Source organism: Butyrivibrio proteoclasticus B316 (genome assembly GCF_000145035.1).
Classification (GTDB): domain Bacteria; phylum Bacillota; class Clostridia; order Lachnospirales; family Lachnospiraceae; genus Butyrivibrio; species Butyrivibrio proteoclasticus.
The window spans coordinates 1,759,538-1,778,230 of the sequence record NC_014387.1; the positions used below are offsets into that span (position 1 = coordinate 1,759,538).

The following is an 18,693-nucleotide window of genomic DNA, read 5'->3' on the forward strand; positions in this document are numbered from 1 at the left end:
GTCTTGCGCAATAGCCAGAAAAAAACATATCGATGAGATATTTTTTTTGATTCTTGAAACATAATTCGTCACTTGTCTGTAGTAATTATAGAATGATATAATTTCACTTGTGCGTTTTCGCATGAGGATTTTTTTTAAGGAGATTAAAAAGATATGAAAAAAATTGTTGCAAGTGTTTTATGTGGGGTGATGGCCATATCTATGCTGGCCGGATGTGGTAAAGATAATGCAAAAGCTGCAGATACAGAAGCCGTTGCTGTTGAAACATCTTCTGAAGCTACGTCGGATTCTGCCGAGAGTGTTGAGCAAGCATCATTGGACGACACTCAGGCTTCAGAAGAAGCTTCTACTAACGAGGAAGCCAACAAATATGATATTTCAGTCATCGCAAGAACAGCTGATCTTGGTGATGATGTTCTGATGCTTGATTTCGCATTTACAAACAATTCAGATGAGGAAATGTCACTTTACAGACTGTATGATAAAGCTACTCAGAATGGAGTAGAACTTGATGAAACAGCATCTACCGGAATCAATGATCTCAGGAAAAAGGATGAAGTTTTCTATCTTTCAGAAAAAACTCTTCCCGGTGAAACCAAGAATCTTAGAATTGTATACAAATTAACTGATCTTAATACACCTGTTGTAGTAGAAGGTAAAGACGGAATGTTTAAATACTACATCCAGCTTGCAGATGCTGTAACAGAAACTGATGGAGAAGTAATTGTAGCTACTCCTTATGCAGTTGAAAGTGCAATTCAGGCTGATATAGAATTAGCTCTTCTTGGAGTTGACAAATTGCATGATGACAGTGGTGCATTTTATGTAATTTCAACTATTACTAACACAACTGATGAAGAACTTGACCTTAAGAAGATAGGCGCAAAAGCTGTTCAGAACGGCAAAGAACTTGAGAAAATCCATGCTGGTGGATGGGATGTAAGAAATAAATTACAGCCTGGCGAATCAGACATGATCATCAGTTGCTTTGGAACAAATGAAGTTGGTGAAATTGAGTTTTCACTTCTTGATTCTTCTAATATGAACAGTGTAATTGCATCAGGAACATACACACCTGAGGAACTCTTCCAGAATTCAGAAGATTTCAATAACAATGTCTTTGATTCATCAGTATATATCGACAGATTTACACTTCTTGACACAATAGTTGGCAAGTTTGTAACTGATATGAAAGATGAAATGAGCAAATAATGAAAATAGGTAAAAAAACTATTCGAATTCTGTCAGCTGTTATTATTAGCAGTATTATGATGATTAGCGTGACTGGATGCAGTATTATTGATGCCGTATATGGTAACATTGATCTATTTATCAAAGATATTCTGGAAATCGATGAATATGACGATCATTTTGATGGCAACGATGATTACTCTTTTTCTAATGAAGAGAATGAATACAATAAGTCGCCTGTATCAGATATACCTGTATTTCAAAAGGATGAGTCTTACGCAGGACTCACAATTGATGATGTCAGTGCCGATCTTATTTCATGGCTATGTGCCACAAATGCCGTTCAATCCAAAATCAACGGCCTTGATGTTACAGTTATTGGCGGTATGCAACGAGATGATGAGAACCTTGACTGGCTTGCAGGGGGACTGGAAGCTGGATGGCATGTTACAGACAGAGAATCTCTTCTTGAGCAGTTAGATAAACTTACATGTTTTGATGGCATTGACTCAGATGATGGCTGGGATATGTCAAGAGCTGAGCAAATACTGGCTCAAGGTTATTGTCTTGGTTACCTTGAATTTGATGAATATCTGGAATATGCTATACCTCTTGGAAGGCTTATACAGAAACGCTTTTCTGACTGGGACAGCTTTGGAGATAACTATCTTAAGGGCTATATTAACTGGATATCAAAGGGAGGCTTTGGTTTTTCCGGAGATATTCAGGAGAGGCTTGACTGGCATCAGTACTTTGTGACCTGTGGTGAGTATTACACAGGACCATATGCTGTAGACTTTGATATGGAGCTTACTCCCAAGGCAAGCGCCATGTACTATGATCATATGGATCCTCAAAAGCCATATCCTGCGCAAAATGATAAAGTTCCCGAAGTTGCACAGGCATATATTGCTCCGGAGAACCTCGGCATAATGCCAACAAGTGGGATAGTAGAGATTGAAGGAGATTTATATCATATTCCTGCTACTGTACAAGCATTCCTTGATAATGAATGGAGCCTTGAGGAAAATGATCTGACCTTTAAGCCTGGAACCACAGACAATGAGATATGCCTTACACGTGGTGGAAAGAGTATTAATCTTGTTTGCACAAGTGTTGCAAGAACTTCCGGAAGAGCAGAGGAAGCTTTGGTAGAAACTATATCTGCAAGTTCTCTTGGTGATGTTTCCTTTATACTACCTTCAAATATTGAAGTTGGTATGAATAAAAGTGAATGTCTCTTACTACTTAAGACATTAAACAGAGAATATGAGAAAACAGAAGCTGGAATTGAGATTTCTTTAGCTGCAATTAATGATTATGTTAACAAAAGTACGCTCAGTATTTCTTTTGACGGTAAAAAAGTATCTGATATTGAAATAAACTGTTACGAAACTAAATCTGAGCAATTTGAGAGTTACATCAGAAACTCAGCCTTTAACAATCTTGAGAAAAACATAGAAAAGGCAAGAGAAAGAAAAAATAACTAAAACGTAATTTAAGAAGCACCTGTGCACGATAAATGCATAGGTGCTTTTGCGTATGGATAATGCAGGAGATTATTTATTTACGATTTTTTGCCACATGTATTTTGATTATCGTATAAAGAAGTGTAATTAAAAAATACAAAAAAGGATGGTGAAGTGTGATGAAAAATTTTCTTACTTTTTTAACAGGCCTTATTCTAGCAATTGTAATGGTATTTGGGGGATTTGCCACTACTAATGTATTTGCTGCCAATGATGCATCCAAGTACATAAGCGGAGCCAAATTCCTGGTAGCTCTCCATGGACAGGATGAAAATGATGAAGAGATCCTTATGGCTCTGTATGAAAGACCGGATGGCAATGAAGTTGCTTACATTAATGATGGACATAGTCATGTATACCAGAGCTATACCGCTCAAAATGCAACCTACAATGGAATAGGAAGCGTAGAAAAGTATACTGTTGATGAGTTTGTAGTTAACTTCTTTATGTTAGACGGAACACCTTTCCTGATAACAGATGACGGAAGGCTCTATGCATGCGAATACATGACAGCTGATGCGGTTAAGCAGATTCAGAGCTACGACTAAGGATTAAGATATTTTTAATAGATACTTTATCGCATTATTGATGATTTTTGATACATAAAAATATATACTATTTGTGTAAAATAAACGTTTTCAATAATGGGATGAAGTCAATATGGTAAAAGAATTTGATGAAAATAGTGTAACTATCAGAAATCAGATATATGATGTTCCTCAGGGAATGACAATCCTTAAAGAAGGCGAAATTAACCTTGATATGTACAAAATTCTCAAGGGACATGTAGAAATGTATACAGGTTACGGGACAGAAAATGAGGTTCTATTAGGGCTTCTTGGTCCCGGAACCTGCTTTGGTGAATTTGGAATTCTGACCAAAAAGCCGGCTATATATACAATAATTGCGTATTCAAACCTTAAAATTCTTCGTGTAACAGAAGAACTAATGATGGATTTCATGAAAGCAAATCCGGAAAATGTTCTTCAGATCATGAAAAATATGGCAAATAATATGATGCGAATGCAGCATCAAATTGGCCAGCTTACAACTGAAATTGCAGAACTGAGCAATGATCTAAATAATTCAGAGAATTATAAGACATCCGATATGATAAAAAATATGCTGAGAAGTTATGCAATATATGACAATAATTCCTCTGGTGATGAACAGACTGATAACGTACCGGGAATGAAGTATCTGGATAAGGAACATAGACAAAAAAGTCTTGCACGCCCTTGATCCAGATTAGCAACTATTCGTTAAACATGTGTTTTGCGAATAGTTAAAAATTGTATTTTATCATAATGACAAGAAAGATCCTGCAACCGAACCAAGTACCATGGCAAGAATCAAAAACAGTGCTATAACAGCTATGACTTTATCATATTTTTTTAATTTCATGTTTCTCACTTCCTTCAAATAAATTTCAAAATAATCTTTGGGCTTATGCCTTATACCAATACGAATACCGTATTTTTGAAGAAATTCGGTATTCTATAAGTTAGCTTGTGTATGTATCATATATTTCAACATGATCATAAATACATCTCCAGGAACTCCATGCATCTGCAGTAACACAAATATAATGAGTTCCGTCATTTGAAATCTGATAACTTGCACCGCAACAACCTGATTGTACTACAAAACCCGTTTTGGCGCCAACAACTTCTCCATGAGTATCCTTATCTTCTATCCTTCGAATAAACCAGTTAGATATTGTTATTCCTTCAGGATGCTCAACTGTGTTCGAGGTCGTATATACTCTTGTGCTTAAAACTTCATGACAGAGATTATTCTCTTCTGCAGCCTTTAATATCATGGCCATATCCATTAATGTACAATAATGATCTTCATTATAGATTCCAATACAGTTTGTGAAATGAGCTGAATCTGATAATCCCAGTTCAGTAAGCTTGTCATTCATCATATCAACAAATGCTTCCTGGCTTCCGGCAACATACTCAGCAAGGCACATAGCCGCGTCTCCACCAGATGGCAGAATTGTTCCATACAACAGATCTCTTACAGTAAGCTTCTCTCCTACGCTAAATCCAACGGCACTGCAATCATGGGAATAGACAAAATCCCCAATTTCCTGAGTCATTTCAAAAGTATCATCAAGATCAGTTATATGTTCAGCCGCTACAAGAAGGGTCAGAATCTTGGTCATGGATGCCGGATTTATACGAACTGTGCCCTCTTTGGAAGCAACTGCTGTTCCATTATCCAGATTTACTAAAAGCGCGTATGTACTCAGTACATTTTCGCTATTTATATAATCAGTGGAATCAGAAACCTCAACCTTGTATCCTTCAAAAAAAGAGGCAGAATCTAGTGATTTTTCTTTATATGGACTAATTTCTTCAGGCTCCTGAGACTCTTCAACGATCGTATCAACTATGACAGTCTCTGAAGCCATGGAAACAGACTCATCCGCATTAGCAGAAGTATCTTCATTTTTGTCTGTATTCTTAAAATTGATTACTGCTGATATGATCATAACTAACACAAGAACTACAGATAGAGAAAAAAGTGATAGTCTTCTTATTATTTCTACTTTTCTTCTCTTTTTATATTCAGAAATGGTCAGTCTTTGGCCATCTCTTTTTCTATAATTTATTTTATTATTCAAAATCTTATACCACCCAACAAAAGAATAAAGCAACTTTCAAAATTTTAACATTTATATTAAAGTCACTTCAATACTTATAATAAACATATTTACATTTGACTATTTGTGCACATTAAATATGTCAAAATGATGTCATATTCATTACGTAAATACGACCATAAAATCAATTCTTTTCGAAGATAATATGTATCTATATCTAGCGAATTGATCTATATATAATACCATAATTTGTATCACATGTTCATGAATGTGATATACTGTAGATATGCAGAACAATATTAAAAATGATGACAAATATTATAATGAACAGGATAAAATAAATATCCTCAGAATGCGTGAGGTTCTGGATACTCTGCCCAGATTTTGCAAACAGTTTTTTAGAGGCATAGAGCCTACGACTTCTGCCCGTACAAGACTTGGTTATGCATATGATCTGCGCACTTTCTTTGAATATCTTCACAATGTTAATCCATCTCTAAGTAAAAAAGATATACGAGATTATGATGTTTCCATTTTAAATCAGATAGAACGTGAAGACATAGAAGAATACCTGGAATATTTATCTTTATATGCCAAGGACGACCGTGAAATAACTAATAATGAACAGGGCAAAAAAAGAAAAATGTCAGCTCTTCGTTCAATGTATAGTTACTTTTATAAATCTGAACAGATTTCCAGAAATACAGCAGAACTTATAAATATGCCCAAACTTCATGAACATGAAATCATTAGACTTGAGCCAAATGAAGTTGCTACTCTTCTAGATCAGGTTGAAGCCGGAGAAAAACTTACCAAGGCTCAGCTCAAATACCATGAGAAAACAAAGCTTAGAGATGTAGCTCTTTTAACTCTTCTTCTCGGGACAGGAATACGAGTTTCTGAATGTGTAGGAATAGATTTCGATGATATTGATTTTGACACAAATGGTCTCAGAATTCATCGAAAGGGAGGATATAACACTGTAGTTTATTTTCCTGATGAGGTAAGAGAAGCCCTGTTAACCTATATAAATCAGCGCAAAGAAATCATACCTGAAGAAGGCAGTGAAAATGCCCTATTCCTCTCTCTTCAGAATAAGAGGATTTCAGTACGAGCAGTCGAAAAGCTGGTAAAAAAATATGCTCAAAATGTCACAACTCTTAAAAAGATAACTCCTCATAAACTCCGTAGTACCTTTGGTACTAACCTTTATCAGGAATCCGGGGATATTTATCTTGTAGCTGACGTTCTCGGGCACAAAGATGTTAATACTACACGTAAGCACTATGCGGCTCAGGATGATGCCAATAGACGAAAAGCTGCCAAAATGGTACACCTTAGAGATTAGTATTAAAAAAAGCGTTAAAGATAGCTAAATTGTTATCTTTAACGCTTTTTATCGTCATGAATATTTGTGTTTTGTAAAGTAGGTTATCCTCTAATAGCCTGATAAAGTGCAGCATCAGCATTGTGTTTGTAAGGATTAACATAAAAGATTCCAACAATTCCTAATGTAATGAAGGATAAGAAAAACCATCCTATAAATGAAAGGTCATAAACAAATGCATTCCACTTATGGCCTTTCATCATTGCTCTTGATCTCTTAAGCGCATCGATAGCTGATACATTAGGGTCATCCGCAAGAATAAAGGGTACCATTCTATAAGAATAAGTCAGGATCCAACCAGGAATAACCAAAAGGAAAAAGAAAATTGAGACAATAATGCTCCTTAAAAATAAAGCGAGAACTGAATTAAGATAATTATTCTTATATGCAAAACCAAGTTCTCCAAAGTCGCCCTCTACATCCTGATTCTTCAAAAAGAATCTCATACAGCCTACTTCAAGCGGATTTAATAAAAATATATCCAGAATTGTCATGATGCATATAAGAGCTGATAATACAGCCATAGTAGCCATGAAAATATAAACAAAATCCGGATTTGTCTCCAAATTGTTCTGAAGCTGTTCAGCACTTGTCTTACTGGATATACTCGATGTTGAAATAAAGAAAATTGAATAAATAAGAGCTACAAGAACTGATCTTCCATAATTCTTTTTAAAATTTGCCTTTCCTTTTTCTTTTACTTCTTTTCTGTTCCACATAATTGTTCTCCTCCTCATAAATAATGTTTGTTAAACAGATTTGTAAGTTTTTTTGAATATATTTTTTTCCACGATGAATATGTCATGAATATCATCCTGGCTTACAGCTAGATAATCCCCCTTTTGTCCAATCATGTATTTGTCACTGTCCCAAAAAGAAAAAAGCTTGGTAGTTTTGGTTAGCTTTTTGGCATATATCTTAATATCTCCAGTAGATTCGCAGCTCTTGGCAAGCGGTAATAATGAAAAAGACTTACCGGTATCTGCATTTTTGATAGAAGGTATATAGTCACTGTTAAATTTAAATTTCTTGCGTGTCTTTTTAAAGCTTGAATTAAACTTTTCGGCAGAGATGACCTTAACGCTACCATTTGAATCCAAAATCAGAATAGTATTATTTCTGATCTCTATATTGGCATCTCCGTCCAATGTTCTGATGATAGCCATATTACCGGTAGGAACAAGCTCATGAGGGTCTATATAACTTAAAGTAATAGGCGATCTCTCATATTTGGACATATGAGACAAAACAAGAGTTGTATCATTTGCATGAATAATTTCAGCATTTTCAAAGTAATCTGCCATACGTTCGCGAATGATATTGGAGATAGAGTGTCTGGCTGAATCATCATCAATCTCTATATAGTCAGGATACTGTTTGATAATAAGTTCATTCTTGAGGATACCTCCGGCTTTCTCAGTGTGTCCTCCACCGGATCCAATTTTCTTGGCAAGAAAAGTTGCAAGTTCATCTGCTCTTGTCTCATTGGAACAACTTCTGATTGAGAACTTGACACCAAAAGAAAGAACACTATAAACAAGGCAAACATCTATGTTATCAACAGCTACGATAAAATCTCCAATAAGTCCCAAAATATTAGGATCACACGGATCTGTTCTGAGAATTGCATACTTATTTTCTGCATGATACTCAACGCCAAGCATGGCAACTCCTGCAATCTTGGCCTCTTTGAGCGTAAGATTCATGTTCTTGAGCTTCATAATAAGATTCTTGTTATAGTCAAGAGCTTCTATCATGTCTCGGTCAAGAGGATGAGACATTTCAGAAAAGGCATTAGTATCTGAATACAAGCCATAATAAAGAGCAGTAGCGATATTCTCATCGATATCTATACTGCTAGTCTCATCTTCTATTTTGATAAGATTCCATATAACAGAACAACAGCTGCCCAAATTACTGCGTACTTCATTTAGTTTAGGGAGAGTGCTGTAAACCTGATGATGATCTATTACAGCTACCTCCTTGGCCGGGAATTTCTTGACATTACCCTCTCCATACTGACAATCAGTTAAAAGAAGCAGTTCAGGCTTGGACTTAAGATTGCTGACAAATTCGATTGGAATATGCAGTTCGTTAATAAGGAAAACAAGGTTACTCTTAGTAATCTTGAAATTACCAGAATAGATAAGACGTACCTTTTTTCCGTGTTTTAAAAAATATCTATATAACACATATCCTGAGCATATAGCATCAGCATCCGGATTATCATGGCATTGGATGACTATGGAATTATACTTAAGCAGTGCAGAAAGTTTCATAAAAAATCTCCTCAATGAATATATTATATATCATCAAGGAGTATTTTTTTAAGTGTATTATTGAATTTTTTGTTAAATTATTTATTATTTTCAGAAAAATATAGTAAATTTAATATCGAAAAATTATTTGTATTCACAGGAATAATATGGAACTATGAGGCTCTCTCCTGCATTAAGAATGCTATCAGTATTCATTCTATTGATTCTGCATATCTCTGTAATATAAGAATTCAGATCATCATAATGATCTTCGGAATAATGATCAGATGCGATACTCCAAAGAGAATCTCCGCTATGGACCATAACTGTTGTATAGTATTTAAACTCTGGTTTATACATATCAGACTGAGCATCTGAACTAAAAGAAGAACACATAAATATAATAGCAAATAAAACAATTGTTGCTATTATGATAGTTGTAGTTAACTGAAGCTGAAAAATACGCTGTCTTCTGACCTTATTAGCTCTAATCCTGACCTCACTCTTACTAAAAAATCTGGGATCATTATACAAACTTGCGGCTGCATACATAGCATTAGTCATAATCACGCCCTCTTCATATCGAAACCAAATATAGAATCATATCAGTTACAGACGAACATTTGTTACGAACAACTGTTCTGACATAATAATACAAAACAAACGTTTGCTTGTCAACAAAAATCGAACATATTTTCCGAACAAATATTTGCTTATTTTATCCTGTGATGGTATACTTATACCATGTAGATCCTTATATACTTGCGTTTTTTACTGTATAAGTGATCATGGACCAGATAAATGAAATGATAACAGGAGGGACAAATGGAAAAAGGTAATATTTCTAAGAAACAACAGGAGATTCTTGATTATATCAAGGAACAGACTCTTCAGAGAGGATTTCCACCTGCTGTAAGGGATATTTGTAAGGCGGTTAATCTCAAATCCACATCCTCAGTTCATTCTCATTTGGAAACTTTGGAAAAAAATGGATATATAAGACGTGATCCAACCAAGCCACGTGCTATTGAGATATGCGATGACGGCTTTAACATGGTCAGGACTGAGATTGTCAGTATACCAGTAATTGGTCAGGTTGCTGCAGGAATGCCTATACTTGCTGAGGAGAATATAGATTCATATATCCCTATTCCTGCAAGTATGTGTCCTAAGGGAGCTGATGCCTTTATACTTAAGGTTAAAGGCGATTCAATGATCAATGCCGGTATTTATAATGGAGATCAGATTTTTGTTCAGCAGTGTAGCACTGCTAAAAATGGCGATCAGGTTGTAGCTCTTATTGATGATTCTGCTACTGTTAAGACTTTTTATAAAGAGAAAGGCCATATCAGATTGCAGCCTGAAAATGATACCATGGATCCTATCATTGTAGATGATTGTCAGATACTCGGTAAGGTTTTTGGAGTTATGAGATTCTATTGATTCTTTATATTTTTATAGAGCAAATGCATTACAAGCAATATATTGTTTTAGATATTTAAAGAGCCGCTGGTAAGTTTATCTTACCAGCGGCTCTTTAAGATTTAAGACTAACAGTCTTCAACTCTATTATTGACTTATGCTAATTCCTCTTTAGTAATGTTCTTTCCGTCTCTCCAGATTCTCTCAAGATCATAAAAGAGTCTGTTCTCGTTATCAAATACATGAACAATAATATCGCCAAAATCAAGTAAAATCCAATTTCCTGATTCATAACCTTCTACATTTTTGGTCATGTAGCCTGCTCTTCCGAGTACTTCCTGTACATTATCAGCCATAGCTTGGACCTGGTTAATGTTAGTACCACCTGCTATTATAAAGTAATCTGCAAGTGTAGATATCTCACTGATATCAATAACTCTAACGTCTTCACCTTTTCTGTCTTCAAGAGCATCTACAGCCATAAGAGCCATTTTTTTGGATACATTTAAATCTGCCATTCTTACCTCACTTATTTATAAAACTTTTTATAATATTCGTAAGCTTCCATTGTAGCATCATCACATTCTTTTCCAATTGTATTAAGATATTGAACAGAATCATGAAGAATGTGAGCAAGGCATCTGTCTATATCTGAAAAAGCTTCTTTCCTGATTTCGTCCATACCTTCAAGTGGCTTCCTGTTAGGTTCAATAAAATCAGCAATATAGACTATTTTTTCAAGAAGAGACATGTCTTCCTTGCCTGTTGTATGCCAGCGTATTGCATTTAAGACTTCTGTATCATAAACATCATATTTGGTTCTGGCAAGATACACTCCAACCTTAGCATGCAAAAGAGAATGATTTCTTCTCTCAACATCTGTAATATCTATCTTATTCTTCTCACATATCTTGATCTGTTCTTCGTGTGAAAGGCATTTCGCACAGTCATGGAGCATACCGGCAATCAGAGCTTTTTCCACATCTGCACCATGTACAAAGGCCATATTTGCAGCTGTATAGGCCACACCAAGGGTATGGTCAAATCTATCGGGCTTAAGCTCTTTTTGCAGCTCTTTGCGGAGCTTTTGAGTAATTTCTATAGTCCTCATTTATACAACCCCTTAATACAGATAAATTCGATACATCCATCAGGAAGCATATATCTTACAGATCTTCCCTTTTTTATTCGTTCTCTGATATCCGTAGCTGAAATATCAATTCTGTTGAAATTGAGAATTCTAATATCAGCGCCGTAAATACTCTGGAGTTCTCGTCTCTTCTTGTCTAGGGCCGCTACATCATCATCATACCTTGTTGCAGCAATAATAATGCATGATTTAAGAAGATCACTTGCTCTGTACCATGAATCGATACCAAGAACTGAATCAGCTCCAAGTATAAGATACAGTTCATCACCCGGATACATATTTTTAAGATCAGTAATGGTGTCAATTGTGTAACTACCATCAGGCTTGTCTATTTCAAGTCTGGAACATGTAAAATAAGGGTTATCATTAATGGCCATTTTGACCATCTGATATCTCTCTTCTGCACCGGAAACTTCTGTGCGATGTGGCATATGCGCAAGATTATTAGGAATATAGATTACTCTGTCCAGTCCAAATTGTTCTCTTGCGGACTCACCCAGTAACAGATGAGCGTTGTGAATAGGATCAAATGTTCCTCCCAGTATACCAATCTTTCTGCATTCCATATTGAGCCTCCTAATGGTATAAACAAGTTAACAGTTCATTTAAGCCTTCTTGCCAGCCTTAGGTAATATGATCTTGGGATCATCCTTAAAAGGTTTATATAATACAAATTTTCTACCTATAACCTGTACAAGATCAGAACGTGTACGCTCTGAAACAGTTATAGCTACTTCCTTGACATCATCAAGACAGTTCTTGAGGACAGTTATCTTGATAAGTTCATGTGTATTAAAAGATTCTGAGATAGCACTGATAACTTCCGGGCTGACGCTTGATTTACCAATCTGAAAAACAGGCTCAAGATCAGCTGCCAAACTTTTTAAATATGCTCTCTGCTTACTAGTAAATGTCATTCTTCTTCATCCTCTTCAAAATTTCCGGGTACTGTGTCAGCATTTCTATAGTACTCAAAACTAAATCCATACATGCGAACAGTGTCGCCTTCCTGAATGTGAAGCTTTTCAAGTTCATCAAGAATACCATTATCAGCCATAAATTTCTGGAAGAATGCAAATCCTTTTTCTGATTCAAGATTTGTATATCCAAGCATTTTTTCAATCTTAGGGCCTTCTACTACGTATTCTTTTTCGTCTTCATCATACTCGACAGTAAATGCTTCATCAGCCTGTTTAGCCATTGTCTCAGGGAAAAATTCCTGTTCAAATATAACAGGCTTCTCATTAATTTCAGACAATACCTTACTAATATAGTATAACAGTTCCTGTATGCCTTGACCAGTTAAGGTAGATGTAGCAAAAACCTTAACTCCAAGAGGCTCATACTTATCCCTGATCTTCTGGATCACTTCTGAATTTTCACCATCAGGAAGCATATCAATCTTATTGGCAGCAATTACCTGAGGCTTTTGTGTAATATCTGCATTATATGTCTTAAGCTCATTGTTGATAGCTTCAATATCTTCAAAAGGATCACGTCCTTCTGTAGAAGCAGCATCAACAACATGGATCATAACACGTGTTCTCTCAATATGACGCAGAAATTCATGTCCAAGTCCTGCACCCTCAGATGCTCCTTCTATTAGGCCAGGAATATCTGCAACTACGAATCCTCTGGCATCCTTGAGATCAACTACACCAAGCATAGGTGATAAAGTCGTGAAATGATAATTAGCAATCTTAGGCTTGGCATTGGAAACCTTGGAAAGGAATGTGGATTTACCTACATTTGGGAATCCTACAAGTCCAACATCTGCAATAACCTTAAGCTCCAGAAGAACTTCCAACTCTATAGCAGGCTGACCAGGCTGCGCATATTTGGGAGCCTGCATTGTTGATGTAGCATAATGCATGTTTCCGTTACCGCCTCGTCCGCCTTTTAATATAACAGCTTCTTTGTTATCGCCGCTCATATCTGCAATAACCTGTCCGCTGGCTGCTTCCTTAATTACAGTTCCTTCCGGAACCTTTATGATAAGGTCAGATCCATTCTTACCGTGGCAACGTCTTTTATTGCCATCCTGACCGTTTTCTGCTTTGTATTTACCGCCGTAATGGAAATCAGCGAGAGTATTGATACCCTCATCGACTTTGAAAATGACATCGCCGCCTTTTCCGCCATCGCCACCATCCGGGCCACCATTATTTACAAATTTCTCTCTTCTAAAGGAAATATGGCCATCGCCACCTTTTCCACTCTGTATAAAGATTTTCGCTTTATCTACGAATACAGGCATATTACTCCTTTTTTAGCAATCGCTAAAGTTTGAAAAAGGGCTTCAAACGAAATTGTTTGAAGCCCGATTTGACAAAAATAAATTACTTATTCTCTACAGGATGAACGCTAGCCTGCTTTTTATCTCTGCCCTTGCGCTCAAATCTAAGAACACCATCAACAAGTGCAAATAATGTATCATCGCTACCGATGCCTACATTTACACCAGGATGAATGTGTGTTCCACGCTGTCTGTATAAAATATTACCGGCCTTTACGAATTGTCCGTCAGCTCTTTTTGCTCCGAGTCTCTTGGATTCAGAATCTCTACCATTCTTTGTTGATCCAACACCCTTTTTATGAGCAAAAAATTGAAGGTTCATATTCATCATGACTTATTCCCTCCTAAATTTAATGTTCAAAAATTTCTTTCCATACTGTCTGAATATACTATCTACACCTAATTCAAAAGATTTAACAAATAAATCTGCATCATGAGATGGATCATCATCAAATCTCAATCTGATAAGTCCAAGGTCTTCATCCTGTTCAATAGAAATCTTATCTTCAGTGAACTGATCCAATGAGTTAATAAGATTGATACTGAGAACTGAAACAGCAGCACAAACGATATCCTCACCGTATTCAGCGAATCCTGCATGTCCACTGCACTCTATGATCTTGTATCTGTCATCAGATGTTTTTGTAATAGTTATAGTAGTCATTTTATTCCGACTTGTAATTACAGTGTGATCTTGTCAATCTTAACAAGTGTGAAAGGCTGTCTGTGGCCATTCTTTTTGTGATAGCCAGTCTTTCTCTTGTACTTGTAAACAACAACCTTCTTAGCACGGCCCTGCTCTACAACTGTAGCGCTAACCTTTGCTGAGCTAACATCGCCAGCAACCTTAAGTGCCTTTCCGTCGTTTACTGCGATAACATTATCAAATGTTACTTCTTTTCCAGACTCGATATCGAGCTTCTCTACTCTGATTTCGTCGCCCTCGGAAACTTTGTACTGCTTACCACCAGTTACAATAATTGCGTACATAAGTTACCTCCTTCTTCAAAAAACTCGCTAACTTTGGCGGAGATAAAAATCTCACTTATGCCTAGTTAAGCGGCATACCATAGTACTATAACATTGAATTTATCTGTTGTCAACAGCATTTTCAACTTCATGCAAAATTTCTTTTAATGATTTATCGTTTTTATTTCTTGTTAATTCCATTATGCCAAGTCCAGTAATATCTACGTAATTAGTATGAATCTGATCCTGCCTGCATAATTTTTTCATATGTGCTATAAGTTTTTCATAGTCTTCATCCTGCTTCATATTGATGAAGTCGATCAGGATCATGCCGGTAAGATTACGCAGCCTTACTTGTCTCATTATTTCATTTGCAGCTTCAAGATTAACTTCCAGGGAGATATTGCTCTTGCCTTTTATAGCCTTACCGGTATTAACATCTATCGCATTAAAGCTTTCTAGCTGCTCAATTATTATAAAAGCTCCGCTTTTTAGCCATATTCTATTCTGGCGAAGCTCATCAATTTTGGATCTTATTCCATGGATGCCATTGTCTTCAATTACCCGGCAATCAATGATACCTGCATTTTTCATAAAACTCTTTGCCCTATCAAGGTTATTTACTCCCGCATGATAAAGGCAGGTATAGATTGTTCGGCTGCGGCCCTCTGAAAGAATTGTTGCTACTCTTTCTGCGCAGTTTTTGATATCATCCGATATCTCTGCTTCAAATGCTTCCTCAGGAATTTCGCCGGCATTTGTTCTGATGATAAGTCCTATATCAGATCCATATAAGCGGTCGCAATATTCATCTCTGATATTATTAAATATGTTTCTGGTGCTATCTACTAAATGCCTTCTGACTTCATCAGATAGTTTGACAGACGCACCAACTCCGCTTCTCCCAACAGTAATTACTGAGTACTTGCCTGATACAGAAAGAGCTGTAGTAAGCTTGGCCTTTTTGGTCTTAATGGCCTCTGAATCTATCTGAACTATTATTTCATCGCCATTTTTTAAAGTATCATTTTCTGTAAATGTTCTGTTCGTAACGCAAGCACATGATATTTTATCCAGAGGCAAATATCCTATGTTTTCGCTATCATATTTTATAAAAGCAGCATTAAGGTTTTTGACTATATGATCAACCTTGCCTATATAAATGTCGTTTATATGGTTATCTCTTTCAAAAGAAAGAAATTCCATTCTGCCATCGATAAAACCTGTAATAACATCACTGCCTTTGTAATTTGCAAGAATAATCTGACCTTCAGACATTTAAGTAAAACCTCGTAGTAATATCATCTGTAATGAAAGGCTCAATATAAGGCTTATCGCCGTCGCATAACTTGTAAATATCGATTCTGTGGATATCAAGAGCATTATTGTTTAATTCAATTCCCTTGGATTTCATGAAGCCGCCAAATAAAAGCGCCGGTTTAAGGGTTGCAAGTGAACTCATGCTAAGAAGAAGCGTAACTGACTCATTTTCTTCATCAAAGCTGTAGTCAAATATCATTGGCTTCATATCAATTTCTTTTTCACCGCTCTTAGTCTTCTTCATAGCCGGAAGTGTATCATTATCCAGATATTTTTTAAACTCAGATATCCAGTCAAAATCAGGCTTTAAGGATTCTCTGAACTTGATTGTATATTTGGCCGCATAAGCTAAAGTCATGGCTTTGTCGTCTTTTTCGCCAAGTTCTGTTACAGCCAAAATTTCTATGCCCTCATTCATGACTTCATTGAGCTTATTTTTGACATCTTCAGTGCTGATCATAGAGTTAAGAGTCATATCCATGTATTCGCCATCACTTGTTGCACCAACGCTCAGGGGTTGGGCAAAAGAAATAACCTGGTGAGGGCTAAAACCCTCTGAATATTTGATATCAAGTTCAGCTCTTCTGATAGCTTTTTGAAAATATCTCATAACATCAAGATGGCCGATAAATTTGATAGGACCATTCTTGGAAAATTTCAAACGAAGTTTATGCATTATTCTTGCCCTCCTTACATACACCTACTCCATAGGAGGCAGCTCCGCAGCCAAGACATCCAAGTCTGCAATTGCTGGATTTTTGACCGGCAAGTGCGTTTTTCCATTCTCTTAAAAGAAATGCCTTAGTTACACCGCAGTTCAATATATCCCAAGGGAATATCTCATCATCGCCTCGTTCTCTGGTTGTATAGAAGAAAGGATCAATTCCGCATTCTTCAAATATCTTCATCCATACATCAAAATGGAAGTATTCTCCCCAGGCATCATAAATACAGCCATTCTCGTAAGCCTTGAGTATGACCTTGTTAAGCCTTCTGTCGCCTCTTGCAAGAATGCCTTCCATCATACTTGCATCAGCTTCATGCCAGTTATATTTAATATGCTTCTGATTGAGCTGAGACATGATTCCTTTACGCGTTTTATTAGCTTTTTCAAGGAACTCTTCTTTGGTATTCATAGGAGCCCATTGGAAAGGTGTAAATGGCTTGGGCACAAAGAAGGATGTACTTGCAACAATATCAATTGTCCTGCCGTTTCTCTTTTCCTTAGGCATAGTTTCAAAGTATTCTACGGCAACTTTATTGGCAATATCTCCTATGCCGAGAATATCTTCATCAGTCTCAGTAGGAAGTCCCAGCATGAAATAAAGCTTAACCTTATTCCATCCACCAAGGAAAGCCTCGTGAGAGCCTCTAAGTATATCTTCCTCAGTAAGACCTTTATTTATGACGTCTCTCATACGCTGAGTTCCTGCTTCAGGCGCAAAAGTAAGTGAGCTCTTTTTTACGTCCTGAACCTTGCTCATTACATCAAGAGAAAAAGCATCAATACGAAGTGAAGGAAGGGAAATGTTAACCTTCTTGTCATTACACTCTTTTATCAGGAAATCCAAGAGTTCAGGAAGCTGTGAATAATCACTGGAGCTAAGTGAACTTAAAGAAATTTCTTCGTAGCCGGTATTTTTTAAGGATTCAAGCGCATGCTGCTTAAGATATTCAATATTCTTTTCCCTAAGGGGCTTATAGAGCTGGCCTGCCTGACAGAATCTGCAACCTCTGATACATCCTCTCATGACCTCAAGCACAACTCTGTCCTGAGTTATCTTGATATATGGCACAACAGGTTTGGTAGGATAAAACTCAGATGAAAGATCTGTGCACATCTCTTTGTTAACAGTTGCAGGAACGTCGTCGTATATAGGTTTCATGGACTTTATAGTGCAGTCCTCATTATATTCGACATTGTAAAGTGATGGCACGTACATTCCAGGAACATGGCTGAGCTTACGCAGAAACTCCTGCCTTGAAATACCATCTTTTCTGGCCTGTTTGTACATATCAAATATTTCTCTATATCTGGTCTCGCCTTCACCGATATAGAAAAAGTCAAAAAAGTCAGTTATAGGCTCTGGATTATAGGTACAAGGACCTCCGCCCACTACAATAGGATCATCCCAGGTTCTGTCAGCAGCAAGAAGTGGAATCTTAGACAGGTCAAGGACCTGAAGGATATTTGTGTAACACATCTCATACTGGATAGTAAAGCCCAGGAAATCAAAGTTTTTAACAGGTTCCTGAGATTCAAGAGCAAAAAGAGGTATGTCTTTTTCTCTTAAAACCTTATCCATATCAGTCCATGGTGAATAAACTCTTTCACACCAAACATCGTCAAAAGAGTTAAATAATCCATAAAGGATCTGAATGCCAAGATGAGACATTCCTATCTCGTAAACATCAGGAAAACACATGGCAAATCGGATGTCGACAGCGTCTTTATCCTTGTAAACGCTGTTGACCTCATTGCCAATGTATCTCTCCGGTTTCTCAATACTTAGGAGTGTCTCATCTGAAAGAGCTAAATTATAATTCATATTTTTTC

At 36.6% G+C, this 18,693-nt stretch carries 21 protein-coding genes; 6 read left to right on the forward strand and 15 right to left on the reverse strand.

What is annotated here, in order from left to right; all coding sequences use genetic code 11:
- Positions 1-153: 153 nt before the first annotated feature.
- The 4 genes from BPR_RS07250 to BPR_RS07265 all read left to right on the forward strand — a co-directional run bounded on the left by BPR_RS07250 (position 154) and on the right by BPR_RS07265 (position 3,962).
- Positions 154-1,212, forward strand: coding sequence for a DUF5067 domain-containing protein (locus tag BPR_RS07250; protein WP_013280817.1), 1,059 nt, complete (start codon positions 154-156; stop codon positions 1,210-1,212).
- A complete protein-coding gene (locus tag BPR_RS07255) occupies positions 1,212-2,681 on the forward strand; it encodes a DUF1266 domain-containing protein (protein WP_013280818.1) in 1,470 nt (489 codons plus the stop codon). Before BPR_RS07250 ends, BPR_RS07255 begins: the two co-directional genes overlap by 1 nt.
- A gap of 158 nt (positions 2,682-2,839) precedes the next feature.
- Positions 2,840-3,268, forward strand: a complete 429-nt coding sequence (locus BPR_RS07260; RefSeq protein WP_026662550.1) for a hypothetical protein — start codon at positions 2,840-2,842, stop codon at positions 3,266-3,268.
- Between the two features lie 112 nt (positions 3,269-3,380).
- The gene (locus tag BPR_RS07265; RefSeq protein WP_013280820.1) at positions 3,381-3,962 is read left to right on the forward strand and encodes a Crp/Fnr family transcriptional regulator; all 582 of its coding nucleotides are present in this window, start codon (positions 3,381-3,383) and stop codon (positions 3,960-3,962) included.
- A gap of 262 nt (positions 3,963-4,224) precedes the next feature.
- On the opposite strand, the gene BPR_RS07270 is transcribed toward BPR_RS07265, so the two are convergent.
- Positions 4,225-5,355 (reverse strand): D-alanyl-D-alanine carboxypeptidase family protein, encoded by a 1,131-nt coding sequence (locus tag BPR_RS07270; protein WP_052301809.1) that lies wholly within the window; start codon positions 5,353-5,355, stop codon positions 4,225-4,227.
- Positions 5,356-5,620: 265 nt separating this feature from the next.
- Between BPR_RS07270 and BPR_RS07275 the strand changes: the two genes are divergently transcribed.
- A complete protein-coding gene (locus tag BPR_RS07275; RefSeq protein WP_013280822.1) occupies positions 5,621-6,682 on the forward strand; it encodes a tyrosine-type recombinase/integrase in 1,062 nt (353 codons plus the stop codon).
- A gap of 83 nt (positions 6,683-6,765) precedes the next feature.
- Here BPR_RS07275 and BPR_RS07280 read toward each other — a convergent pair whose 3' ends face one another.
- From BPR_RS07280 to BPR_RS07290, 3 genes are all read right to left on the reverse strand, one after another.
- Positions 6,766-7,440, reverse strand: a complete 675-nt coding sequence (locus tag BPR_RS07280) for a DUF975 family protein (protein ID WP_051525906.1) — start codon at positions 7,438-7,440, stop codon at positions 6,766-6,768.
- Between the two features lie 30 nt (positions 7,441-7,470).
- A complete protein-coding gene (locus BPR_RS07285; protein ID WP_042256739.1) occupies positions 7,471-9,000 on the reverse strand; it encodes a DHH family phosphoesterase in 1,530 nt (509 codons plus the stop codon).
- Positions 9,001-9,123: 123 nt separating this feature from the next.
- A complete protein-coding gene (locus tag BPR_RS07290) occupies positions 9,124-9,543 on the reverse strand; it encodes a LysM peptidoglycan-binding domain-containing protein (RefSeq protein WP_051525907.1) in 420 nt (139 codons plus the stop codon).
- Positions 9,544-9,804: 261 nt separating this feature from the next.
- Here BPR_RS07290 and lexA point away from each other — a divergent pair, with 261 nt between their 5' ends.
- Positions 9,805-10,422 carry a transcriptional repressor LexA gene (lexA, locus tag BPR_RS07295; protein WP_013280826.1) on the forward strand — a complete coding sequence of 206 codons (618 nt, stop codon included), beginning with the start codon at positions 9,805-9,807 and terminating at the stop codon, positions 10,420-10,422.
- 134 nt (positions 10,423-10,556) lie between these two features.
- Here the strand turns inward: lexA and rsfS are convergent, their stop codons facing one another.
- The 11 genes from rsfS to BPR_RS07350 all read right to left on the reverse strand — a co-directional run bounded on the left by rsfS (position 10,557) and on the right by BPR_RS07350 (position 18,685).
- Complete coding sequence (gene rsfS, locus BPR_RS07300; RefSeq protein WP_013280827.1) at positions 10,557-10,919, reverse strand: ribosome silencing factor; 363 nt, start codon at positions 10,917-10,919, stop codon at positions 10,557-10,559.
- 11 nt (positions 10,920-10,930) lie between these two features.
- Positions 10,931-11,512, reverse strand: coding sequence for a bis(5'-nucleosyl)-tetraphosphatase (symmetrical) YqeK (gene yqeK, locus BPR_RS07305; protein WP_013280828.1), 582 nt, complete (start codon positions 11,510-11,512; stop codon positions 10,931-10,933).
- On the reverse strand, positions 11,509-12,117 hold the full coding sequence (nadD, locus tag BPR_RS07310) for a nicotinate-nucleotide adenylyltransferase (protein ID WP_013280829.1): 609 nt from the start codon (positions 12,115-12,117) through the stop codon (positions 11,509-11,511). The genes yqeK and nadD overlap by 4 nt, the downstream gene beginning before the upstream one ends.
- A 39-nt stretch (positions 12,118-12,156) precedes the next feature.
- Entirely contained in the window at positions 12,157-12,468 is a 312-nt protein-coding gene (gene yhbY / locus BPR_RS07315) for a ribosome assembly RNA-binding protein YhbY (protein WP_013280830.1), read from the reverse strand.
- Positions 12,465-13,808, reverse strand: coding sequence for a GTPase ObgE (gene obgE / locus BPR_RS07320; protein WP_013280831.1), 1,344 nt, complete (start codon positions 13,806-13,808; stop codon positions 12,465-12,467). Before obgE ends, yhbY begins: the two co-directional genes overlap by 4 nt.
- Before the next feature lie 82 nt (positions 13,809-13,890).
- On the reverse strand, positions 13,891-14,178 hold the full coding sequence (rpmA, locus tag BPR_RS07325) for a 50S ribosomal protein L27 (RefSeq protein ID WP_013280832.1): 288 nt from the start codon (positions 14,176-14,178) through the stop codon (positions 13,891-13,893).
- 3 nt (positions 14,179-14,181) lie between these two features.
- Positions 14,182-14,511: a ribosomal-processing cysteine protease Prp gene (locus tag BPR_RS07330; protein ID WP_013280833.1), complete on the reverse strand. Its 330-nt coding sequence runs from the start codon at positions 14,509-14,511 to the stop codon at positions 14,182-14,184.
- A 17-nt stretch (positions 14,512-14,528) separates the two neighbouring features.
- Positions 14,529-14,837, reverse strand: coding sequence for a 50S ribosomal protein L21 (gene rplU, locus BPR_RS07335; protein WP_013280834.1), 309 nt, complete (start codon positions 14,835-14,837; stop codon positions 14,529-14,531).
- A gap of 99 nt (positions 14,838-14,936) precedes the next feature.
- Complete coding sequence (locus tag BPR_RS07340; RefSeq protein ID WP_013280835.1) at positions 14,937-16,094, reverse strand: ribonuclease E/G; 1,158 nt, start codon at positions 16,092-16,094, stop codon at positions 14,937-14,939.
- Positions 16,087-16,812: a TIGR03936 family radical SAM-associated protein gene (locus BPR_RS07345; protein WP_013280836.1), complete on the reverse strand. Its 726-nt coding sequence runs from the start codon at positions 16,810-16,812 to the stop codon at positions 16,087-16,089. The genes BPR_RS07340 and BPR_RS07345 overlap by 8 nt, the downstream gene beginning before the upstream one ends.
- Positions 16,805-18,685 (reverse strand): TIGR03960 family B12-binding radical SAM protein, encoded by a 1,881-nt coding sequence (locus BPR_RS07350; protein ID WP_013280837.1) that lies wholly within the window; start codon positions 18,683-18,685, stop codon positions 16,805-16,807. Before BPR_RS07350 ends, BPR_RS07345 begins: the two co-directional genes overlap by 8 nt.
- Positions 18,686-18,693: the final 8 nt, after the last annotated feature.

Excerpts from the sequence above, each read along its gene's own strand:
- BPR_RS07250 (WP_013280817.1), top strand. The coding sequence starts at position 154 with ATGAAAAAAATTGTTGCAAGTGTTTTATGTGGGGTGATGGCCATATCT.
- BPR_RS07255 (WP_013280818.1), top strand. The coding sequence starts at position 1,212 with ATGAAAATAGGTAAAAAAACTATTCGAATTCTGTCAGCTGTTATTATT.
- BPR_RS07260 (WP_026662550.1), top strand. The coding sequence starts at position 2,840 with ATGAAAAATTTTCTTACTTTTTTAACAGGCCTTATTCTAGCAATTGTA.
- BPR_RS07265 (WP_013280820.1), top strand. The coding sequence starts at position 3,381 with ATGGTAAAAGAATTTGATGAAAATAGTGTAACTATCAGAAATCAGATA.
- BPR_RS07275 (WP_013280822.1), top strand. The coding sequence starts at position 5,621 with ATGCAGAACAATATTAAAAATGATGACAAATATTATAATGAACAGGAT.
- BPR_RS07280 (WP_051525906.1), bottom strand. The coding sequence starts at position 7,440 with ATGTGGAACAGAAAAGAAGTAAAAGAAAAAGGAAAGGCAAATTTTAAA.
- BPR_RS07285 (WP_042256739.1), bottom strand. The coding sequence starts at position 9,000 with ATGAAACTTTCTGCACTGCTTAAGTATAATTCCATAGTCATCCAATGC.
- BPR_RS07290 (WP_051525907.1), bottom strand. The coding sequence starts at position 9,543 with ATGACTAATGCTATGTATGCAGCCGCAAGTTTGTATAATGATCCCAGA.
- lexA (WP_013280826.1), top strand. The coding sequence starts at position 9,805 with ATGGAAAAAGGTAATATTTCTAAGAAACAACAGGAGATTCTTGATTAT.
- rsfS (WP_013280827.1), bottom strand. The coding sequence starts at position 10,919 with ATGGCAGATTTAAATGTATCCAAAAAAATGGCTCTTATGGCTGTAGAT.
- yqeK (WP_013280828.1), bottom strand. The coding sequence starts at position 11,512 with ATGAGGACTATAGAAATTACTCAAAAGCTCCGCAAAGAGCTGCAAAAA.
- nadD (WP_013280829.1), bottom strand. The coding sequence starts at position 12,117 with ATGGAATGCAGAAAGATTGGTATACTGGGAGGAACATTTGATCCTATT.
- yhbY (WP_013280830.1), bottom strand. The coding sequence starts at position 12,468 with ATGACATTTACTAGTAAGCAGAGAGCATATTTAAAAAGTTTGGCAGCT.
- obgE (WP_013280831.1), bottom strand. The coding sequence starts at position 13,808 with ATGCCTGTATTCGTAGATAAAGCGAAAATCTTTATACAGAGTGGAAAA.
- rpmA (WP_013280832.1), bottom strand. The coding sequence starts at position 14,178 with ATGATGAATATGAACCTTCAATTTTTTGCTCATAAAAAGGGTGTTGGA.
- BPR_RS07330 (WP_013280833.1), bottom strand. The coding sequence starts at position 14,511 with ATGACTACTATAACTATTACAAAAACATCTGATGACAGATACAAGATC.
- rplU (WP_013280834.1), bottom strand. The coding sequence starts at position 14,837 with ATGTACGCAATTATTGTAACTGGTGGTAAGCAGTACAAAGTTTCCGAG.
- BPR_RS07340 (WP_013280835.1), bottom strand. The coding sequence starts at position 16,094 with ATGTCTGAAGGTCAGATTATTCTTGCAAATTACAAAGGCAGTGATGTT.
- BPR_RS07345 (WP_013280836.1), bottom strand. The coding sequence starts at position 16,812 with ATGCATAAACTTCGTTTGAAATTTTCCAAGAATGGTCCTATCAAATTT.
- BPR_RS07350 (WP_013280837.1), bottom strand. The coding sequence starts at position 18,685 with ATGAATTATAATTTAGCTCTTTCAGATGAGACACTCCTAAGTATTGAG.